Source organism: Niastella populi, assembly GCF_002078015.1.
Lineage (GTDB): Bacteria > Bacteroidota > Bacteroidia > Chitinophagales > Chitinophagaceae > Niastella > Niastella populi.
Window position 1 is genome coordinate 94,602 of the sequence record NZ_LWBP01000187.1, and the last position, 19,769, is coordinate 114,370.

Here is a 19,769-nt window from a genome sequence, read left to right on the forward strand (position 1 = left end):
TTTATTTTAGATACACAGGTACGTATTATGCCAGCCTGAAAATGCTGAACCGGGTACCTGCGCTATCATTTCTTTCCACGCCTGGCCGGGGTCTTCAACCGTTTCTTCCACCTTTATATTCATCGCGCCCGTAGCGCTTACCAGGTAAGCCGGGCCTGTTACTGCATAATTGTCATTCAGGTACAGGTTGCCCCTCGGGCTTTGTACGTGTTGTTGTTGTAACCGTGCAACGGCTTCCATTACCGAAGCGCCTGCGGCGTATTGTTGTAAATAGTTATTTACCAGTAAGGCGGTTTCCCATCCCTGTAATGCGAACAGGTTGGCTTCCCGGTTATACTCTTTTTTAAAATGTGCTGTAAATTCCTGGTTCTGTGAGTTGGGTAATGTTGGCGTCCACCCGGTATATCCTTTAATATGTTTTACAAATGGTTTAGTGCCGGCAAAATCGCCGGGTGTGGTATCGAACAGCATTGGCGAGCCAAACAAATGCAGGTGGTGCTGTTGTTGCAAGGGGGCTATCTGTTCGTAAAAACAATGGGCCATATCGCCTGAATACAGGCAGAGCAATGTATTTACTGCCGGGTGGCTTTTAATGAATGCCGCAAGGGAACTGATATTGAATGTTTCTTTTTTTGACTGGCTGATAAAGTTGAAACATATTTCACCACCGGCCAGTTCATGGGCATTTACCATCGCATGGCAATGTTGATAGCCGCCATCATAATACGATGTGGCCATGACGGCCCGTTTATGTTCGGGTAACCGGCCGCATAGCCGCCCGGTCATAAATGAATACAGGCTGTCGTTCAGTGAATGGTAAAGGGTATGGGTAAAACTGGTCGATGAATTTGGGTAGTTCGCTCCTGTGTTGGTGATGACGAGCAATTTTCCGGCTGCGGCAAAAAGGGGCGGCAGTTTTTTGGCAATGTGGTCATCTGCATAGGCGATCACTACATCCACATCGTCGGTGAGCAAAAATTTTTCTGCCTGCTTATAAATATCATTTTCATTTAAACCGTATCCGATAGGAAAATGGTGCAGCGCCAGGCCGTGTATTCCGTGGTATTTAAAACAGGAACGAACGCCCCGGGTGAAGTCTATTCCTATGGAGGGATACAAGGTTGAACCCGGTAAAAGCATTCCAATAGCCGGCATATTCTTTTTTGATTGGGTATTCAGTATTTGATTTATGAACGCGGGGGATAGGTACCTGCCATGCAAATAATATAGTTCAATGCCAGAACGGGTTGCAGGTTGTTTATCGCTTCGGTGCCTCCCGTTGCCGATACCGTGAGGTTATGCTGCATGGCGGGCATCACACTGCCGTTGGTGACAGTTGCATACATATCTGTGCCTTCCAGCATGGCGGGAAAGGTATCGTGCGGCGTATCACTGTTACCTGCACCTGCATAACATTCCATAGAAACCGTTCCCGATACGGAATGACTATGTAAAGGAAGATTGTCGGCCCCAAGCGTAACGAACTCTGTTCCGCCGCTCTCGCCGGGTACGTACGATGTTAACCCCGGCCCCTGTCCCTGGCCGATAGCAAGCCGGCCTCTCAGGTCGGGCAGGGCAAATGTCGATTTACCATTACCGCCGTACATAGCTCCCAACAGGGAAAACAAAGCCGAATATTGAGAGATCGGAAGCAACTGCCCATGGCAGAATGCCCAGTTGCGGGGCGCAAAATTGCCTGCAAATAATCTTATTTCTGCTAATATATTTTCATCCATGACGGTGGTAATTAATTGGTTGTTGGAAAAATGCCCTCGAGGCAAATGATGTATGTTATGGCAAGGCAGGGTTGAACATTATCGACAGGCAACGGTGAAACCGTTCCCGCGTTGCCGGTAGTAAGGTTTACTACGGCAGCAGCCATCTGGCTGTTGGCAATGGTTGAATAAATGTGGTCGCCGTTAACTGCAGGATAATTGTTCACAGGCGAAACCTGCCGCCCGTCCTCACCTGAAACAAATATTCCTGCGGTACCTGTAACCAGGTGGGTGTGAGGAATATTGTTGCTGGTAAGGGTGTTCGATTCGGTTCCACCTGTTTCGCCCAATACATAAGTAGGAAGGCCGGGGCCCTGGCCGGCACTAATGGGCGCGCGGCCGCGAAGATCGGGCACGGCAAAGGTCTGTTGCCCATCGCCGCCATACGTAGTGCCTATAAGGGTAAACAGGGCGTCGTAATATGCTATCGACAACTCCTGGCCATTGCAAAATGCCCAGCCAAGCGGGGCGAAGTTTCCGGCAAACATGCGGATCTCTCCGATATATGGCATAATTATATTTTTGAGTGGTGATATCAGTTGCGTGAAGGGAAAGTGCCCATTATGCAAATAATGTAGTTGACGGCCAGGTACGGCATCATGTTATTGACTGGCACAGCGGCGCCCGCATTGGCAACCAGGTTTACATTTACCGGTTTCATGGTAACGGCATCGTGTTGTGCGGAGAACTTTGTGCTGCCGTCATTGGCAAAAAAATTGCCGGTGGGTGTTTCGCTATCGGCCGGAAGATTGATAGTGGGCATACTGATACTGCCGGTAATGGTATGGTTATGCGGCGGAAGCTGATTGGCATATAGCGTTTTGGTAAAATTACCTGTTAACTCACCGAGGCCATAATTCGACAGACCGGGTCCCATACCTGCCCCAGCAGCCGATCTTCCCCGCAGATCGGGCAGGGCGAATGTATTGATGCCGTTGCCGCCATATGTTGTTCCCAGGATGGAAAATAAAGCCTGGTTTTGACTGATGGCTAAGATCTGGCCGTTGCAGAAAGCCCAGTTCTTAGGAGCAAAATTGGGTGCGAATAAACGAATTTCGCCTATGAATCCTTCCATAAGATCAGGTTGTATTGTTAATGGTATCCGGGTTTGTTGAAAATGTATCTTTTTATTTTTCCATGTTTGCGGCTTATACGGCGCCGTTACGTTATAACCAATGCCGTTTATGCGTAAAGGTATTCATATCGGTTTTTTCAATATGGAATTTGTGGGTGAACGACAGAAATTTGTATGTAAAGGGAAATATCCTGTTGGCGGATAACCGCCGGGTGAATATTATTAAATGCGCCCGGGCTATGGGGGAATGGCTTAAAAACAGAAAGGGTGCAAGGCTCAGGCCAGGCACCCTTTCTGCTGTTTCATTATAATGTGACCAATATACGGTACCGTATTGCCAGTCGCTCTTTACCCTGCTGTATACCTGAAGTTGTGAATGATAACTTCCACCTCTTTGGCATCGGAAGGTGCATTGCCGCCATACAGCCACAGGTTCATGTGAACGGGCATGGCCAATGTACTGATGCTCGATGCAGGTGACGTACAGGTAGCGGTTTCAAACAGGTTGGTATCATCGTTATAGAAACCGCCCATGCTTTTGAATACCACGGAATTGGGAGTACGTGTAAAGCGCTGCGTGGTATAAGTGCCGCTAAGTGTGAAGTTTTTCGTATGCGACCATGTGCTGTAACCACTGGCAGCAGGCCATACGGTGTAGTTCAGGTTTGGCCAGGCATTGTTGCCCCAGCGTGCAAACTCGATATCCATTTCATCGAACTCATTTCTGCCTGAATAGTTGAATAAACCCAGTACTATGTTTTTGTCGAATTTATCGATGGCGCCTTCTACCTGCCATTGGTAGGTGCCGAAGCCAAAGTTTTGCGTGCTGTAGATCTCTGCACAGCTCCATTGGCCGGTAGCGGTGTTCTTAGTGATCTTCAGGTGTAATCTTCCGCTGGCATCTACCCAGGCATTGCTGCCGCTGAAAACATTGGGGCCGGGGCCTCCGGTACTGTTTCTGACCGTCCACGTATAACCGCTAAACTGAATGGTAGCCGCAGCACGCGCATTGGCTGCTGCTTCGCTTTGGGAAGGAGAGGAGAGCGCTTCGCCGGATGCTGAATTTTTTTTGCAACCTGCCGCGAGCGCCAGGATCGCCATTGCATACACGAAATGTTTCATGAGATAAAGTTTAAGTTATTAAAAAGGGTACCGTATTGTGGCCCCATACCGGCGAAAATGATGCCAGTGTAATAAGTTGCAGGTGCTAATATTATTTCAGCAGAGGGATAATGCAGGTAGAAATGTTTCAACATTAACGTTTACTAACACCCGATATATAAATAACAGTTAAGAAAGATTTTAAATGTGCGAAATATGGTGGATGTTCTGTGCATTACAATCGTTAAATTTAAAGTATCATAAACCATTTTAAAACCTTACAGTATGATCACACGTCACATGAGAGAATTGAAAACCAATTCGATGCTTTTTCTTGCCGCAGTTGTACTGCTTACTGCTTCCTGCGCTAAAAGCTCTTCGGCGCCCGAAGCGCCTGCCAGCCAGGAGAACACAGAGGAAATTACCAGCTATCTCGCCAGCCAGGGATTTGATCAAAAGCAGATCGTTTTCGAAGACGACCGGGTTATTGTGGAAAAGGACATCATCTTAACCAGGGCCGAGTTGCAACAACGGATTGCCGACTGGAAAACTGCCACCACCGAACAACGGCGGCACAATTACATCGTTAGCAATTCGTACAACAGCAACATCACCATTTACATCGATCCTGCGGTTCCAACTGCGTGGAGAACTGCTATTCAGGGCGCTGTAAATAACTGGAATGCGGTTCCTTCCTCCAGGCTGGGTATGTCGATCGTAAGCAGCCAGTCTGCCGCACATTGCCGGGTATTCATGGGGTTTCAGTCGGCCAACTGGATTGCCAGGGCTTATCTGCCTGCCTCCAACGGCCGGCCTGGTGTAAGCGTTGAGATCAATTCCAATTACAACAGCCTGCCAGCCAGCCAGAAATTGTTTGCCATTACGCACGAATTCGGGCACACCATTGGTTTCCACCACACCAACCAAACGTCGGGCATCCACATTGCGGGTACGCCTACCTCAGATCCCAATTCAGTGATGAACTCATTTGTTCTTAACTGGAACGGATTTACGTCGGCCGATGTGCTGGCCACCCAGATCCTGTATCCGAATTGATGAAGCGATCAAATGCAAAAGGGAAGCTGTCCGTCGACGGCTTTCCTTTTCTTTTTATTTGGTTTGTAACTTACCGGTAAACGTAACGATCGCCGCGGTGATCGTTACGGGATAGGCAACCTTTTTTGTGGGTTTAAACAGGTCAGAGATGGCTTAAGATGTCTTTGGGAGATCTAAGTAAAAAGGTAGTATTGTTAAGTAGCAAACCGGCTGTAACCTCCTTACTGCCGGCGATCAGGAGCGGCATGTTTCGCGGAAGCCCCATCGTTCTGCGGATATTATTAAGATCGGTTTCCTCCGGCCGCTTGATAAAAAACAACAGTACATGAGAGATATTCGTTTTATCGAGGATAGCAGGCACCTGTTCATAGGGTACGTTCTGACCAAGATAGGTCGTTTCCACATCCATCGACCGGATGATATAATTGGCGAAAAGCAAACCGATCTCATGCCACTCTCCCGGTGGCAGCAATAGCAGGAATTTCTTGCGGCGTTTCCTTTTCATCACCAGTGCATCGGTAGCGGCCATCAGCTTACGCCGGATGATCGATGAAGCAAAATGCTCCTGCACAGGCATCGCATCTTCTGTCGACCACATGATGCCGATTTTTTCCAGTAACGGATAAAATACGTTCAGCATGGCTTCGAACATCCCATACCGTTCCACCGCTGCAGCATAGGTCTTTTCAAAATCTGCTTCATCGAATGTCAGCATGGCTGACACCAGGCCGTTGATGAAGGCCGAAGCGGCGTCATCGGTTTCCACTGTGCTGCCTTGCAGCCCGAGTACCATCGCATGCAGGTCTTCCTCGTCCAGCTCCGCGATCCTGGATATTTTATAGCCATTTGACAACAAAGTGACCACATTCAGCAGTTTACGTACCTGCCGGTCGTCGTACATCCTGATATTGGTATCGGTACGCCCCGGCTGAATCAGGTTATAGCGTCTTTCCCAAACCCTGATGGTCGGCGCCTTTATGCCCGACAGTTGTTCCAATTCGGATATATGATACATTTTCATCTGAAAATAATAATTGAGTTTTGGCCAGATGGAACTTACCATGGCAAAATTTTCATTATCCTGTGTGTCTTAATGAAAATTTTGCCATGGACGTTTCATAGCAGTATAAAGTTAATGAACCGCATTCATACCTGCGCATCACGGCAACGCTGCGTTTTGGAGAAAAGTATTTTTGTTAATACAGTAAAGATATTATTTTTTTGTTCAACTTTTTCGTAATTTAGTTGGACAAAATAATCCCGCAAAGATACCGGTTGACAAACTGATTACCCCATGTACAACTTCGCCTGATGCTTGCGCCGTAAAGGCGGCGGGCGAATAATCCAGGCCAACACCCCCAAATCGCTGCCGGCATGTTCCGGAAAAAGATGTATGCTTTGGCAAAACCAAGGTACTGTGATGGTATTCCCCGATCCCTGGCGAACTATACAAAACAATACATATTAACTAATACAAAAAAGACCAATTATGAAATCTTACCGTTTATTCAGCAAATTGTTACTTGTATCGATATCTGTGGGTGCATTGGCCATGACGGGTTGCGACAAGGATGATGACGACAAACCAGTACAAAGAAATATAACCGAGATTGTGGTGAACGATCCGCAGCTGACACTTTTGGAGGCTGCCGTAGTGAAAGCCGGGCTCGCCAATACATTGGCCACAACCGCCAATCTCACGGTATTTGCCCCTGATGATGCGGCCTTCAAAAAGGTTGATCTGAACGGCGATGGTACGCCCGACCTCGATACGGAGGCAAAGATCAATGCGCTCGATGCCGATGGCGTTTCCCTGCTTACAGGCGTACTTCAATACCATGTACTGGGATCGAAAGTGATGGCGGCCGATGTGCCTGCAGGCCCCAACGCAGCCATTACCACCCTCGGCGGCAAACAGGTATTTGCCACCAGCAACAGCACGGGTGTATATATCAATGGCGTAAAGGTCAATAAAGCGGATGTAATGGCCACCAACGGCGTCATACATGTGATAGACCGGGTGTTGATGCCCCCGGCCGGAAACATAGTTCAAACCGCTTCCGCCAATCCCAATTTCACCTATCTGGTAGCTGCAGTACAGCGTGCAGGCAGTGATATCGTCAATGCACTGACGGCAGCCGGTCCGCTCACCGTATTTGCCCCCACTAACCAGGCATTTATCGATGCGGGTTTCCCAACCATTGCATCCATCCAGGCGGCGGACCCCAATACACTGAAGCCGATACTCCTGTACCATGTAGTGGGTGCGCGGGTGTTTTCGTCAGACCTTACAGAAGGAGCGCAGCCCACTACTGCGGGCGGAGGTAAGGTCACCATCACCCTGAGCGGTGGCCCGAAAGTAAAAGGTAATGGCAACCCGTCGGCATCCAATATTGTGGCAACCGATATAGTCACCACCAATGGGGTGATACATGTGATAGACAGGGTATTGTTACCATAATATAAGTTGAGGAGTAGTGTTGAGATCAGGGAGGCAGCTACAGGCGGAATAAAGAACAAACGGTTGGGAATACACGCAAATAAAAAGCATGATCAAAGCAGGTAATGAACGGGCGCAGGTAGTTGTCTCCTTTTTTGATGATTTATTCAGGGCACATGTACTAATTATGGGATGAATTATCAAAAGACCACCCTTTTGGATCGGCGGGTGGGGAAAATAGACAGGAGCAGGGATGTAAAAGAAAGATGCATGTTTTAGCGCTGCCGGCCAGTGATTAAACCGGCTCTATAAGAAGGCTCCAGACAGATGGGTATTTATCTGTATCACTTACCTGATAAAGCGAAAACTGTTTTTGTGTTCGATCAAAGTATGCAGCAGTTTTATTTTTTCTATTATTTTATGTTTTAACCTGTTGTGAAACCTGATCTTCTTCACTTCGTTTAAAGCACTTTCATATGTAGTCAGGGCTTCCTCGAAATTTCCGTTATTCTCATTGTGCAGCGCTTTAACATATAACTGCACAGGAATATTTTTTCTCCTTAAAACCAATGAACGAATTGCAAGGAAAATAATTGACAACACGATTACCAAAAAAATATAGTAATAAAATGGCATATACTGAATTTAAGTTTCGATGCCCATTTTGTCTCAATTTAACCGGGCATGATCTCTTTTGTTTCTAAATAAACTGCATATGGCCTTGGGATAATTTTCCCTCCATAAAGGTAGGCATATACTTTTGTAAAGGTTGCGCCAAAGTAAATTATGACACTGGAATAATAAATCCAAAGCAGCAAAACAACCAGGCTTCCTGCAGCTCCATAGGCGGAAGTTGTATTTAAATGACCAAGAAAATAACCTATCAACGCTTTACCAATCATAAAGAAAAAGGATGTAAATACAGCTCCTTTTATAGCATCTTTCCATTTTACGAACCCGTCTGGCAGGTATTTGAACATAAGTGTAAACAATACAGCGACAACAGCGATAATAAACGCCCGGTTTATTGCAAAAACTATAAAGATGCCTGCATTTGCAAAAAGATCGATCAGGTAATTACCCAAAACATTAATCAGTAAATTGATTATTAATGATAAAACAAGGATAAAGCCAATGACGCTGAAGATCCCCAGGGATATAATTCTTTTGATAAGGAATTTTTTTCTGTTAAGTTTTGGAATTGGTTTGAGCTTCCAGATGTGGTTGATAGCGTCCTGCACTTCAGTGAAAACGGCTGCGACCCCAATTACCATTATTAAGATTCCCACCAACCGTGCAATAAATGAACCTTCTGTTGTAACAATGTGCCGGATCATTTGTTGTATCTGCAGTGCCGCAACATCGCCAACCTGTGCGCGTATTTCTGAAAATATTCTTCCTTCCATTGCCTGCCTCCCAAAGAAGTATCCTAACAATGAAATGGTAATAATAAGTAATGGAGCCAGTGAAAAGATAGTATAATAGGAAAGCGATGCGCTATAGCGAAGGCAGTTTTCAGCAATAAAGGTTTTGAGGGTAGTTCTGAAAGTAACCCATAGCTGCACAAAAAAAATATGGATTCGTTTCATGAGTTATATTTATTGTCGCCGCTTCAATAAGCATGCCCCTGAAATAAGTACTTTACACCCTGCTTTTAAATATAAAGGGGTTAAAGCGCCCCAAATAAGGAAAAAAGTGTGAATAATATAAAATGTTTGATTGAAAACATAACACACGTCTATACAATGTTTCTCACCTTTATGTAAAAGCAATAATATGCGTAGTTCAAACAACAAAACAAGCGGATCACAACTATTGGAAAATAAACTGAAGGTAGTAAAGGAACAACAGGTAAAACAAAAAGAAGCAGGCAGTGCGCTGGCCGCACAGGATAAAGAAAGGGCGCGTATTGCACAAAGAATACAGGAGGATTTGAATCAGGTTCTGATAGCGGCTTTACTGTATATAGAATTGGCTAAAACTGATGACGAAAGCCGTGAAATGTGCCTTGAAAGGTCCAGCTCATTTATATCGGGTGTTATAGAGGAACTGACCGACATATCCCGGATATTGGCAGCCAACGATACCGACATGATGGTGATTGATGACCGAACTATCCACACATGATATACAGCTAAACCTGAATTGCTTTGCCGGGGAATCATTTAATGAAACTGTCGCTCCCAGGTTCTGATATTGCCGTGAGAAAATGTATAAAGAATGATTGGGGAAATGCTATTCCCCCAATCAATAATAACCTCACTGCACCCATTCAACCCCGTTGCTTCGTTCGAATTTATTCCTCTGTCGTTAAATTATATATCAAAAAGATCTATCAAAAGGTATGGTGTCGTTAGCCATCCTGTAAGTTCCCACTTCTATGTGTTTATTTAGTTTCACCTGATTCGCAGCAATTCTATTCTCTAGAAACAGAATATCTTCGTTCAACCTGTTCAGCATTTTCGATTCTTTTCTTGCACTTCTTGCATCTTTCTTGGCATCTCCGGCTCTGTTTTTTGCCTTCCTTGCCAGTTTTTTACTATCGGGGCTTTCACTTAGGTTATCTGCGGCAGTTGAATTCTGATTTGCCGAACTCTGCGCTTTTTCTGATGCAATCAGATTACTATTTTCCTGTTGTTCAAGCAGATTTTTAAGTTTGCCCAGTTTTAACTGATCCTGGCTTATTTCAGCCACTAACGAAAGAGAATCTATGTTTATCTGGCCTGAGATCGACATGCAAAAGAACAGACCACCCGTTAATAACAATAATAACTTTTTCATATCACAAAGGTCCGATTCTTTTTTTATTGTATGATTATATGATCTTAGAGAATAATTACATGATTCACACATCAGAATGTTTTGAGCAGCAGGTAGCCTGTCTGTAATATCTCTCCCTTGCCGTATAGTATAACGGGCTATTTTGCCGGTGGGCGCCCATTGGAGTGATAACAGTGTTTTCCGGGAAATTAGAAGCAGATTATCATGAAAGATGGAAATTGATACTTACGTTGTTTATTGCTACTCTTTGAATAAGGTCAGCATACCCGTCGTTCTTGTGGTTCGAATAAACGCCATACGCATCGAGGCTATAGCCTATTACACCATCATTGGACATTATAAGGTATATTATAGCCTGGTCTGCAGGGTCGGAATCACCCTCAAAACGGTAAGTTTTGATGATCTTAATATCGTGCTGACTATAAGACTTCCCATTAAGGCTCAACTCTCCGGCGTTGTTAATTACAAATTCATTGTCCTGGTTTTTTAACTTTAGCTTATTCAGGACAGATGATATGGTATCCATTTCCCGGCCTGGTATATTTCTGAGCTTTTTCATAAAGCAAAGGTCAGATTCTTTTACCGGTATATTATTATATGATTTAAGGGAAGAATTACATGAATCACACATCTTTTTGTGAGCAAGAAAGACGCGGCTGCTGTTGGGAACGGCTTTTGGATCACATTACAAAAAAATTGTGTGGCCGCTTATGGTCCTGAGTTATTTCTTCACGTAACAATTGCCTGATATTAATTTCAATGGTTGTGGCAATGTCTGTTACCGGTACATCACTTGGCCGGTTTTTGAACGGGTCCTGCAAATGATATGCGATCTTTTCTATACTGAAAAAGCCTGCGGAGATCAACAGCAAAAGAGGTAATACAAAAATATTATTGGTGCCTTTGAGTGAAATGGAGAGTGAAATAACGAAAATATAGATCAAAAAATGCAGTATCAAACGGTATGTCGAAGGAAAAACCGTATTACTGATCCTTTCCGCACTCCCCATCGAGTCTGTGAGGCGCGTAATTGTTTCCTGCAGATGAATGTTTGTATGAATATCTATCGCATTATTCAATCGTAATTCTTTTATATCTGTTGTAATCAATTGCGTTATGGCAAGGGCGTGATTCCTGTGTTTTAGAATTTTATTCAGATCGCTTTCGTTCACCAGGCGGGATAAGCCGTCGATCGAATTTGGGGTTCCCCGCAATGAGTTTCCCAGTGAAAAACACCAGGCAATCTGCAGGTAAGCGATCCTGTTTATTATATGAGATTGGCCGGAACCCAAAAACGTTTGTAACTGAATTACGAGGCTTCTTGAATCATTGGTGATCGCTCCCCATGTTTTCCTCCCTTCCCACCACCTGTCATATGACTGGTTCATCTTGAACGAAAGGAGTACTGAAATTGACGTACCTAAAAAGGCTGGTATGGTAAGCGGCATATTAGGTAATAATACGGTAAGTTCCATAGCGCCGGAGTGAGTTATAATTCCTACGATAAAGACTATGATCAGCTCGTATTTGACAGTGTTAAATAAATACTTAAAAGGTAGCCTGTTGTCAAGTATCATGATTTCGGAGCTTTTTATAAAATATCCACTTTAACGACCCATCAGAAGTTTGGTGATATGGTGTTCATAATCAGTCAAAAAAGTTTTGTTGCTGCGGCCGGAATCGAATATTGATTCCAGATGCGCGGTTTTGAAGAAGCCCGATGTGATCATTCTGCTAAGGGATGGGTTCGCATCGATCCAGGCGGTTTCGAGACTATGGTTCTTTAAATAGGATACAATGATCTCAACCTTAAAATAGATAGGGGATTCAGCCGTTCCCCGTTTTAAGGCCGATAGTTCACTCATCGCATTTGGATAATTTGCCGAATCAAACTTCTCATTGCTCATTAAAATGAAATTATAGTATTGCCGAATTACAATACAATGCAAAACTGTTGCTTTCAGATGGAATGGCTGTTACATAATTGGAGAAATAAGTTATATCATTCACACATGGAAAGCGGTAAGATTTTCAAGATAAACAAATGAAAATCACAGATTATTGTTTTAATATTTCATAAATTCCCTATTGATTTCCAAACAAAACAAATAAATGGGTTATTATGTACATTTTAAGCATGGATGCCTTTAAGCCGCAGGTTTTCATATGTAAGTGGAATTGTATATCCTGTTAATCAGTAAAATCGCAACCTTGAAATTATACATTAAAAATATGGTTTGTCTTCGCTGCGTGATGGTCGTGAAAGAGGAACTTAATAAACTTGGGTACCATTATATTTCAGTTGTTTTAGGTGAGGCTGAGGTGATTGAAGATATTTCAGCCGGGCAACACGAACAATTGAGGACAGCGCTATTGAAGTCGGGCCTCGAATTAATGGATGACAAAAAGAGTATATTGATACAGAAGATAAAAAATGTTATCATTGAATTAGTTCATCATTCGGAAGACCCCCTGACGGTAAATTTCTCTGAGTATTTAAGCCAGCAACTACACTATGATTATACTTACCTGGCCAATCTTTTCTCTGAAGTTCAGGGCACCACCATTGAAAAATTCCTCATCGCTCACAAAATTGAACGGGTAAAAGAATTACTCGTATACAATGAGTTGAACCTGACCGAAATCGCTTACCGGATGCATTACAGCAGCGTTGCGCATCTTTCGGCTCAGTTCAAGAAAGTAACGGGTCTTACCCCCTCACATTTTAAACAGCTTAAAGACAAACGGCGGTCGATGCTGGATGAAATGTGAATTGAATAATTCTCCACTTTGCATATGTGAATCCTGTAACTAAATTTAAAAGTTATGTAACAACAATGAATTGATAAGAACTCACCTTTACAGGAAATTATCGGCGTGTAAAGTATAAAAATATAGTTATGTGGGATCTACTGTTTTTTACCGGCGTTTTTCTAAGTATTGGTTGGGTGGTAGGATACGTGGGGTATAATGCAGGAGGTGCATTCCATTTGCTGCTCATTAGTGCATTTATCGCTTTATTGTTATGTCTCAGGAGAAGTAAAGCCCCGGGAAACCGGTAAAGTCAGTGTTATAATTCAATGTGTGAATTATATAACATGTTTAATGAACTGTATAACAGGAAGACAAAATCTGCTTTTATCTTTGTTGTGGTTTTTCATAGGATATTGGATAGATGCAGGGCTGGATTTTTATCCCGGCCCTTTTTGTTGGAAAAATTAAACAGTGGCATTGCGTACCGGCTGTTTAAAAAAAATAGCTCAACAACAACAATGTGTGAATAATATAACTATTCCATAGAAGTTTATAACAATTCATTACTGATTTTCGATCACCTTTGGTACTGTAGCTGACCTGGAAGCCCTGGTAACATAAAATATATCCATATGCCAGCTCTTAAAATAGGGATTATTGACCTCGTATGTAAAAATCCTTCAAAATCTTTATGGGCAAAGATCATGCATGCCAACCTGGCCAGTATAATGCCGCAGGTGATAGCTACATGGTGCGAGCAGGAAGGGCATGAGGTTACAATGATCTGTTATACCGGTAGTGAAGATTTGAGTAGGGAAATTCCGGGTAACGTTGACCTGATCTTTATCAGTTCTTTTACCCAGGCCGCGCTTTTGGCCTATGCAATCAGTAATTATTTACGCAGCCGCAATGTAGTAACCGTGCTGGGCGGTCCGCATGCCCGGTGTTATCCCGATGATGCTGTTCAATACTTTGATTATGTGTTGGGTTTTACCAGCCGGGAAATTATAAAAGAGGTATTGACTAATTGTACACCGCAACGCCCGGCAGGTAAAAAACTGTGTGCAGGCAAACAACCGGCCGCTTTATGTGGCATTCAGGAGCGCTGGAAATTTATTGAACCTACTTTAAAGAAAGCCCCGTTCATAAAGATCGTACCCATTTTAGGAAGTGTTGGCTGTCCTTATACATGCCCGTTTTGTATTGATTCTACCGTGCCTTATCAGGCATTGGATTTTCAAACCATAAGATCGGACCTTCAATTTTTGCTTACAAAGTTTAAAAAGCCCATGATAGGATGGCATGATCCGAATTTCGGAGTGCGGTTTGAAGAGAGCATGCAGGCCATTGCTTCAGCCGCGCCGCCTGAAAGTTTTCGTTTTATTGCAGAGAGCAGCCTTTCTATTTTGACAGAGGGTCATTTAAAGAAGCTCAAAGCAAATGGCTTTACAGCATTGTTGCCGGGTATAGAATCCTGGTACGAACTGGGTAATAAATCACGGTCTTCCCATATTACAGGCGCTGAAAAAGTAAAACAGATCTCGGAACACGTTAATACAATTTTTCGCTATGTGCCATACGTGCAAACAAACTTTGTACTGGGCCTTGATAGCGATGAGGGGGCTGAACCATTCGAACTTACCAAACGCTTTATAGATTATTCCCCAAATGCTTTTCCGGGCTTCTCGCTTCTAACAGCGTTTGGTGAGGCAGCCCCATTAAATCTCGAATATCAAAAAACAAAGCGGGTAATTCCATTCCCTTTTCATTTTCTGAATAATCATTTGGCCATGAATGTGAAGCCAAAAAATTATGACTGGGTCGACTTTTACGATAAAGTGATCGATTTAACTGAATACGCATTTTCGCTAAAGGCTATTTACCGGCGGCTTATAAATACGAAAGGGTTCAACGCAAAGTGGATGAATGTGATGCGGGCTATCTCTTCGGAAGGCTGGGGCAGGATAAAATTTTATCGGCAGGTACGGCAAAACTTAATTAAGGATCGCAACTTCAGAAAGTATTTTGAAGGAGAATCCCTTCAACTGCCTGATTTCTATTATAACATTATTAAAGCTGATCTGGGCGTGTGGTGGCAATGGCTGCCGCGTTTGGCCGTCTCGCACAATGCATATGCATATTTACAGAGTACGAAGGGGAACAGCCAATCGTATTAAGGTTTTTAATCTCGTATGCATAAAGGGGAGAAGACAGCCTGTCTGTTTTCTTCCCTTTTGATTTTGAACATTGTGAGCAGGGCCTGAAGGGGATGATTAAAATGTGGGGAGATGCCATAAAGTTAATAAACGTACCTTGGAAATGTTTCTCATTTATAATTTAAGCATATACAAGATCATGTCTGAATTGCACAATAGAGATGAAAACAGGAAACAGTCCGATAATCTATTCCCGGTAGTTGGCGTTGGCGCCTCTGCAGGCGGGCTGGATGCTTTTAAAAGATTGATCAAAGCCATCCCTGAGGATTCCGGCGTTGCCTACATTTTCGTACAACACCTGGAGCCGTCGCATGATAGCATGCTGGTGGAGATACTGCAAAAGATAACCTCATTGCCTGTTCAGGAAATAACCAATAATGTAAGGGTTGAACCAAACCGGGTGTATGTGATCCCTTCGAATAAATTGCTGACGGCAAATGACGGCCGGCTTGAATTAAGCCCCCGCGGTGCGAAAGGCGAGAAGAATATGCCCATCGATCTTTTTTTCACTTCCCTGTCTGAAGTTCATCAGAGCCATGCAATAGGTGTTGTTTTATCAGGAACCGGAACCGATGGTACCCTGGGGCAGATGGCGATCAAGGAGCATGGCGGTTTTACCTTTGCGCAGGAACCGCAGTCTGCAACCTATTCAGGTATGCCACGGAGCGCTATCGATGCAGAGGTGGTGGATTTTATTCTTACGCCCGAAGAGATCCCGGTGCACCTGGCCAGGATATCGGAAATCTTCAGAAATGGATTGGAGGAGGAGAAGGAAGATAATAAATCGGCCGGGGAAGAGGCCTTCCGTCAATTGATCGCCTTGTTACGTGTGCGGAAAGGGAATGATTTTACCTATTACAAACAAACTACCATTCGCAGGCGCATCATTCGCAGGATGGGTTTAAATAAAATTGAGCATATCACCGATTATCTTACCTATTTCAGGGAGAATATTGCCGAACAGGACCTCCTGTACCAGGATCTCCTTATTCCGGTTACGGGTTTTTTCCGCGATTCTAAAGCTTTTACGGCATTAACCGAATCGGTGTTTCCGAACCTGTTGAAGGATAGAGATATTGACAACCCGTTGCGCATGTGGATAGCCGGTTGCTCAACCGGGGAAGAGCCTTATTCAATGGCTATATGCCTGAGCGAATATCTGGGAGAAAAAGTTGCAGACTATAAGATCCAGATCTTTGCCACGGATATCTCTGAAAAATCGATCTTAAAAGCCCGCATGGGCATTTACTCGAAAAAAGATATGGGCGGATTAAGCGCCTTCCAGGTGGAAAAATATTTTACGAAAGTAAATGGCGGCTATCATGTCAATAAGTCAATAAGGGATATATGTGTGTTTGCCTGCCACAATTTCCTGAAAGATCCGCCCTTTGCAAAAATGAGCCTGATCAGCTGCCGGAACGTACTGATCTATATGGAAGCGTTTCTTCAAAAAAGGGCGCTTACCACCTTTCACTATGCGCTGAATGAGAATGGATATTTGTTACTGGGCAACTCTGAAACCACCGCCCCGGCATCGGAACTGTTTGCACCCTATGGCAAAAGTGAAAAGATCTATAAAAGAAAAAGCGTTCCCGGAAAGTTTTTACATCTTACCTCCGGTAAAACAGAAAATGTATCTGGTGGCAATGCGAACGCCGGTAAAAATGATTCCGGTCGCTACGATTTTCAGCGTAATGCCGATGAAGTGGTTATAACCAGGTTTTCACCTTCCGGCGTAGTGGTGAACGAACAAATGGAGATTGTGCAGTTCAGGGGACAAACGGGCGCATGGCTGGAACCATCGCCAGGAAAACCAAGCCTGAACGTGTTGAAAATGGTTAAACCGGGATTGGCTTTTGAACTGCGGAATGCATTGCATAAGGCAAAAACAGATAGCCAGCCGGTAGTAAAAAAAGGCATTCCCCTTACGTCTGCAGAGAAACAACAATTGGTGACCTTTGAAGTTATCCCGTTATTGAATACGATAGAACGCTATTACCTGGTACTTTTCAGGGATGCAATGGTTAAAATACCGGGCGATGACGGGGAAGGGTCGTTCACCGAAGCCCCCGGCAAAGGTACGGCCGAAAGCGAACGGAACAGTCAGTTAGAAAAGGAACTGGCCGGGTTGCGTGAAGATATCAGAAGCATCACGCAAGACCAGGAAGCAGCGAATGAAGAACTGCAAAGCGCAAACGAAGAATTGTTGTCAGGCAGCGAAGAGCTGCAAAGCCTTAATGAGGAACTGGAAACGTCGAAGGAAGAGATCCAAAGCACTAATGAAGAGCTGACTACCCTGAACCAGGAATTGTTAGACCGCAATGAGCAATTGAATATTGCCCGGTTGTACGCCGAATCCATAATAGCAACGATTCGCGAGCCCCTCATTGTTCTGGATAAAGATCTGAAAGTGAGAACAGCTAATCAGGCATATTATAAGAAGTTCAAAACATCGGCGGAATACACGGAAGGAAAATCCTTTTTCCTTATCAGGAACGGGCATTGGGGTATCCCTGCGCTTCGGTTGGCCCTTGAAAATAGTTTATTAACAGACGGCAGTTTTGCCGATGTTGAGATCAGCCATCAGTTTGAAGATATTGGCGAAAGGATCTTGTTGGTAAATGCCTGCCGCATTGCCCGAAAAGATAATGCTGAATTACTAATACTATTGGCTTTTGAAGATATCACGGATACCCGGAACCGAGAGAATGATCTGATTGATTTTTCTGAGGAACTGGAAGTGAAAGTAGAGGAGCGCACCCTTTCGCTAAAAGAAGCCAATATAAAACTTAAACAGTCGAATGACAGCCTGGAGCAATTCGCTACAATTGCCTCCCATGACCTGCAGGAGCCCTTGCGAAAAATCAGGACTTTTTCAGCGCTCCTCAATGAACGATATGGTGAAAATATATCGGGTGAAGCCAGGGAACTGATCAACAAGATCAGCCTGGCAGCACGGCGCATGTCGCGACTGATCAGCGATGTGCTTAATTTTTCAAAGGTGTTGGATGGCAATGTTTTTGAACAGGTAGACCTGAACGTTATTCTACAAAATGTCAGAAATGACTTTGATATACTTATTGAACAGAAAAAAGCCGTTATAACGCATGATAAACTCCCGGTTATAAAAGCGGTGCCGTTGCAGATGAACCAGCTTTTTTACAATCTGCTGGGAAATGCCCTGAAATTTTCCCGGCCAGATGTATCGCCGGTAATTCACATTTCATACAGAACGCTTTCGGCCGGGGAAGTGAAAACGCATCCTTTGCTTAATAGCGAATTATCATATTGCGAGACCATTTTTTCCGATAACGGGATAGGCATCGATGAGAAATTTATGGAACAGGTCTTTCTGATATTCCAGCGATTGAATGCAACCGACCGTTTTGAAGGAACCGGTATTGGCCTGGCCTTATGTAAAAAGATAGTGTTAAACCATAGTGGTGAAATTTATGTGCATTCCAAAGAAGGCGAGGGAACTGAGTTTCATGTACTTCTTCCTTTAAAAAAATAGAAGATCATTATTGCAATTATTTCAACTGAAATACAATGACTATTTTACTAATTGACGATGATGCCGATGACAGGAAGTTGTTCTTTGAGGCGACGGCGGAATTTGATGATACAATTAAATATGTTGCAGCGGCTAATGCACAGGAAGCCCTGTCATATTTAAATGATGTAGATAATGTTCTGCCCGATTTTATTTTTCTCGACCTGCGAATGCCCGGTGTGAGCGGAGAGCAGTGCCTGATAGAAATTAAAAAAGATCCCCGGCTGGCCGCTGTTCCGGTGATCATTTATACAACTTCCCGGGATGAAAAGGAGTCTGCCAGGTTAAAAAGCCTCGGCGCCGCACATTTCATGAGCAAACCTGTTTTACCCGATGATGTATTTTATATGGTGTCCTTTGTGCTTGGCGAAAAATGGAATTGACCATCGAATGTTTTGCCAATTACAGAAAACGGCCGCCATGAGACGCGGCCGTTCATCGAGGCAGGGTACAGTTTAAAAACAGAATCAGAAGTCATCTTCACAACAGGACGATATTACGCTTACAATTAACGGAAATACCTGGCAGCCATCAAGCGACGGGCGTGCAAAAAACAGGCGCGTTGAATTCGCCATTAAAAAGAGCCCCGCTCCCGGCAAGCCGTAGCGGGACCCTTTCGCAAACAATACCCATCTGCTATTCGTCTTCATTGAGCACCGCCGTTTGGCTTACGGCGCCCATTACGCTGCCGGCCACAGCCAGGTAACCGGCTATGTCGGTAACGAGGGTTGGCAGCGCTACAGGCGATGCGAACACCGCTGCGCTTACGGCTGCCAGAGTAAGGCCAATATTGCGAAGTATTTTAAAAAACTTCGGGGTGGTACCTTGCACCCTGTTAAGGATATTATTCATTGAGAATAATTAAAATGGTTAAAAAATGGATGACACACACTACTAACCGCATTACATAACTGCATCTGCGCCGCTTACCGGCCACGGCCCCTGCGCACAGAGCCGTGGCCAATAAGGTCTGCCTCAGAACAGGTACGAAAGCCCCGACGGTACCATCGGGACAGGC

Annotated in this window: 21 protein-coding genes; 8 read left to right on the top strand and 13 right to left on the bottom strand. The window is 44.2% G+C overall.

All coding sequences use genetic code 11. The features are described from left to right. Positions 1-6 precede the first annotated feature (6 nt). From A4R26_RS16770 to A4R26_RS16795, 5 genes are all read right to left on the bottom strand, one after another. Complete coding sequence (locus tag A4R26_RS16770) at positions 7-1,155, bottom strand: ABC transporter substrate-binding protein (protein ID WP_081165220.1); 1,149 nt, start codon at positions 1,153-1,155, stop codon at positions 7-9. Positions 1,156-1,187: 32 nt separating this feature from the next. Continuing rightward, positions 1,188-1,736, bottom strand: a complete 549-nt coding sequence (locus A4R26_RS16775) for a phage tail protein (protein WP_081165224.1) — start codon at positions 1,734-1,736, stop codon at positions 1,188-1,190. Between the two features lie 11 nt (positions 1,737-1,747). Then, on the bottom strand, positions 1,748-2,287 hold the full coding sequence (locus A4R26_RS16780; protein WP_081165229.1) for a phage tail protein: 540 nt from the start codon (positions 2,285-2,287) through the stop codon (positions 1,748-1,750). A gap of 23 nt (positions 2,288-2,310) precedes the next feature. Further along, positions 2,311-2,850 carry a phage tail protein gene (locus tag A4R26_RS16785; protein WP_081165234.1) on the bottom strand — a complete coding sequence of 180 codons (540 nt, stop codon included), beginning with the start codon at positions 2,848-2,850 and terminating at the stop codon, positions 2,311-2,313. 348 nt (positions 2,851-3,198) lie between these two features. Beyond that, complete coding sequence (locus A4R26_RS16795) at positions 3,199-3,972, bottom strand: glycoside hydrolase family 16 protein (RefSeq protein WP_081165242.1); 774 nt, start codon at positions 3,970-3,972, stop codon at positions 3,199-3,201. 264 nt (positions 3,973-4,236) lie between these two features. On the opposite strand from A4R26_RS16795, the gene A4R26_RS16800 reads away from it, so the two are divergent. After that, positions 4,237-5,007, top strand: a complete 771-nt coding sequence (locus A4R26_RS16800; RefSeq protein ID WP_081165246.1) for a M57 family metalloprotease — start codon at positions 4,237-4,239, stop codon at positions 5,005-5,007. Positions 5,008-5,149: 142 nt separating this feature from the next. Here the strand turns inward: A4R26_RS16800 and A4R26_RS16805 are convergent, their stop codons facing one another. After that, on the bottom strand, positions 5,150-6,070 hold the full coding sequence (locus tag A4R26_RS16805) for a MerR family transcriptional regulator (RefSeq protein ID WP_242674934.1): 921 nt from the start codon (positions 6,068-6,070) through the stop codon (positions 5,150-5,152). Positions 6,071-6,496: 426 nt separating this feature from the next. Here A4R26_RS16805 and A4R26_RS16810 point away from each other — a divergent pair, with 426 nt between their 5' ends. Then, positions 6,497-7,468 (top strand): fasciclin domain-containing protein, encoded by a 972-nt coding sequence (locus A4R26_RS16810; RefSeq protein ID WP_081165251.1) that lies wholly within the window; start codon positions 6,497-6,499, stop codon positions 7,466-7,468. Between the two features lie 327 nt (positions 7,469-7,795). Here the strand turns inward: A4R26_RS16810 and A4R26_RS16815 are convergent, their stop codons facing one another. Beyond that, positions 7,796-7,990, bottom strand: a complete 195-nt coding sequence (locus tag A4R26_RS16815) for a hypothetical protein (RefSeq protein WP_133054712.1) — start codon at positions 7,988-7,990, stop codon at positions 7,796-7,798. 131 nt (positions 7,991-8,121) lie between these two features. Further along, positions 8,122-9,036, bottom strand: a complete 915-nt coding sequence (locus A4R26_RS16820; protein ID WP_081165258.1) for a YihY/virulence factor BrkB family protein — start codon at positions 9,034-9,036, stop codon at positions 8,122-8,124. 187 nt (positions 9,037-9,223) lie between these two features. On the opposite strand from A4R26_RS16820, the gene A4R26_RS16825 reads away from it, so the two are divergent. Further along, positions 9,224-9,574, top strand: a complete 351-nt coding sequence (locus tag A4R26_RS16825; protein WP_081165263.1) for a sensor histidine kinase — start codon at positions 9,224-9,226, stop codon at positions 9,572-9,574. A gap of 195 nt (positions 9,575-9,769) precedes the next feature. Here A4R26_RS16825 and A4R26_RS16830 read toward each other — a convergent pair whose 3' ends face one another. From A4R26_RS16830 to A4R26_RS16845, 4 genes are all read right to left on the bottom strand, one after another. Then, complete coding sequence (locus A4R26_RS16830) at positions 9,770-10,228, bottom strand: hypothetical protein (protein ID WP_081165267.1); 459 nt, start codon at positions 10,226-10,228, stop codon at positions 9,770-9,772. A gap of 202 nt (positions 10,229-10,430) precedes the next feature. After that, on the bottom strand, positions 10,431-10,787 hold the full coding sequence (locus tag A4R26_RS16835; protein ID WP_081165273.1) for a hypothetical protein: 357 nt from the start codon (positions 10,785-10,787) through the stop codon (positions 10,431-10,433). Between the two features lie 121 nt (positions 10,788-10,908). Beyond that, on the bottom strand, positions 10,909-11,805 hold the full coding sequence (locus tag A4R26_RS16840; protein ID WP_081165278.1) for a bestrophin family protein: 897 nt from the start codon (positions 11,803-11,805) through the stop codon (positions 10,909-10,911). 30 nt (positions 11,806-11,835) lie between these two features. Beyond that, on the bottom strand, positions 11,836-12,135 hold the full coding sequence (locus tag A4R26_RS16845; RefSeq protein WP_081165283.1) for a hypothetical protein: 300 nt from the start codon (positions 12,133-12,135) through the stop codon (positions 11,836-11,838). Positions 12,136-12,439: 304 nt separating this feature from the next. Here A4R26_RS16845 and A4R26_RS16850 point away from each other — a divergent pair, with 304 nt between their 5' ends. The 5 genes from A4R26_RS16850 to A4R26_RS16865 all read left to right on the top strand — a co-directional run bounded on the left by A4R26_RS16850 (position 12,440) and on the right by A4R26_RS16865 (position 19,134). Next, the gene (locus tag A4R26_RS16850) at positions 12,440-13,000 is read left to right on the top strand and encodes a helix-turn-helix domain-containing protein (RefSeq protein WP_081165288.1); all 561 of its coding nucleotides are present in this window, start codon (positions 12,440-12,442) and stop codon (positions 12,998-13,000) included. Positions 13,001-13,128: 128 nt separating this feature from the next. After that, a complete protein-coding gene (locus tag A4R26_RS34470; protein WP_107685850.1) occupies positions 13,129-13,290 on the top strand; it encodes a lmo0937 family membrane protein in 162 nt (53 codons plus the stop codon). 324 nt (positions 13,291-13,614) lie between these two features. Further along, positions 13,615-15,159, top strand: a complete 1,545-nt coding sequence (locus A4R26_RS16855) for a B12-binding domain-containing radical SAM protein (protein ID WP_081165293.1) — start codon at positions 13,615-13,617, stop codon at positions 15,157-15,159. Positions 15,160-15,301: 142 nt separating this feature from the next. Beyond that, positions 15,302-18,712: a chemotaxis protein CheB gene (locus A4R26_RS16860; protein ID WP_081165297.1), complete on the top strand. Its 3,411-nt coding sequence runs from the start codon at positions 15,302-15,304 to the stop codon at positions 18,710-18,712. A 35-nt stretch (positions 18,713-18,747) separates the two neighbouring features. Next, positions 18,748-19,134 carry a response regulator gene (locus A4R26_RS16865; RefSeq protein WP_081165302.1) on the top strand — a complete coding sequence of 129 codons (387 nt, stop codon included), beginning with the start codon at positions 18,748-18,750 and terminating at the stop codon, positions 19,132-19,134. Positions 19,135-19,387: 253 nt separating this feature from the next. On the opposite strand, the gene A4R26_RS16870 is transcribed toward A4R26_RS16865, so the two are convergent. Further along, complete coding sequence (locus A4R26_RS16870; protein WP_081165305.1) at positions 19,388-19,603, bottom strand: hypothetical protein; 216 nt, start codon at positions 19,601-19,603, stop codon at positions 19,388-19,390. Between the last annotated feature and the right edge of the window lie 166 nt (positions 19,604-19,769).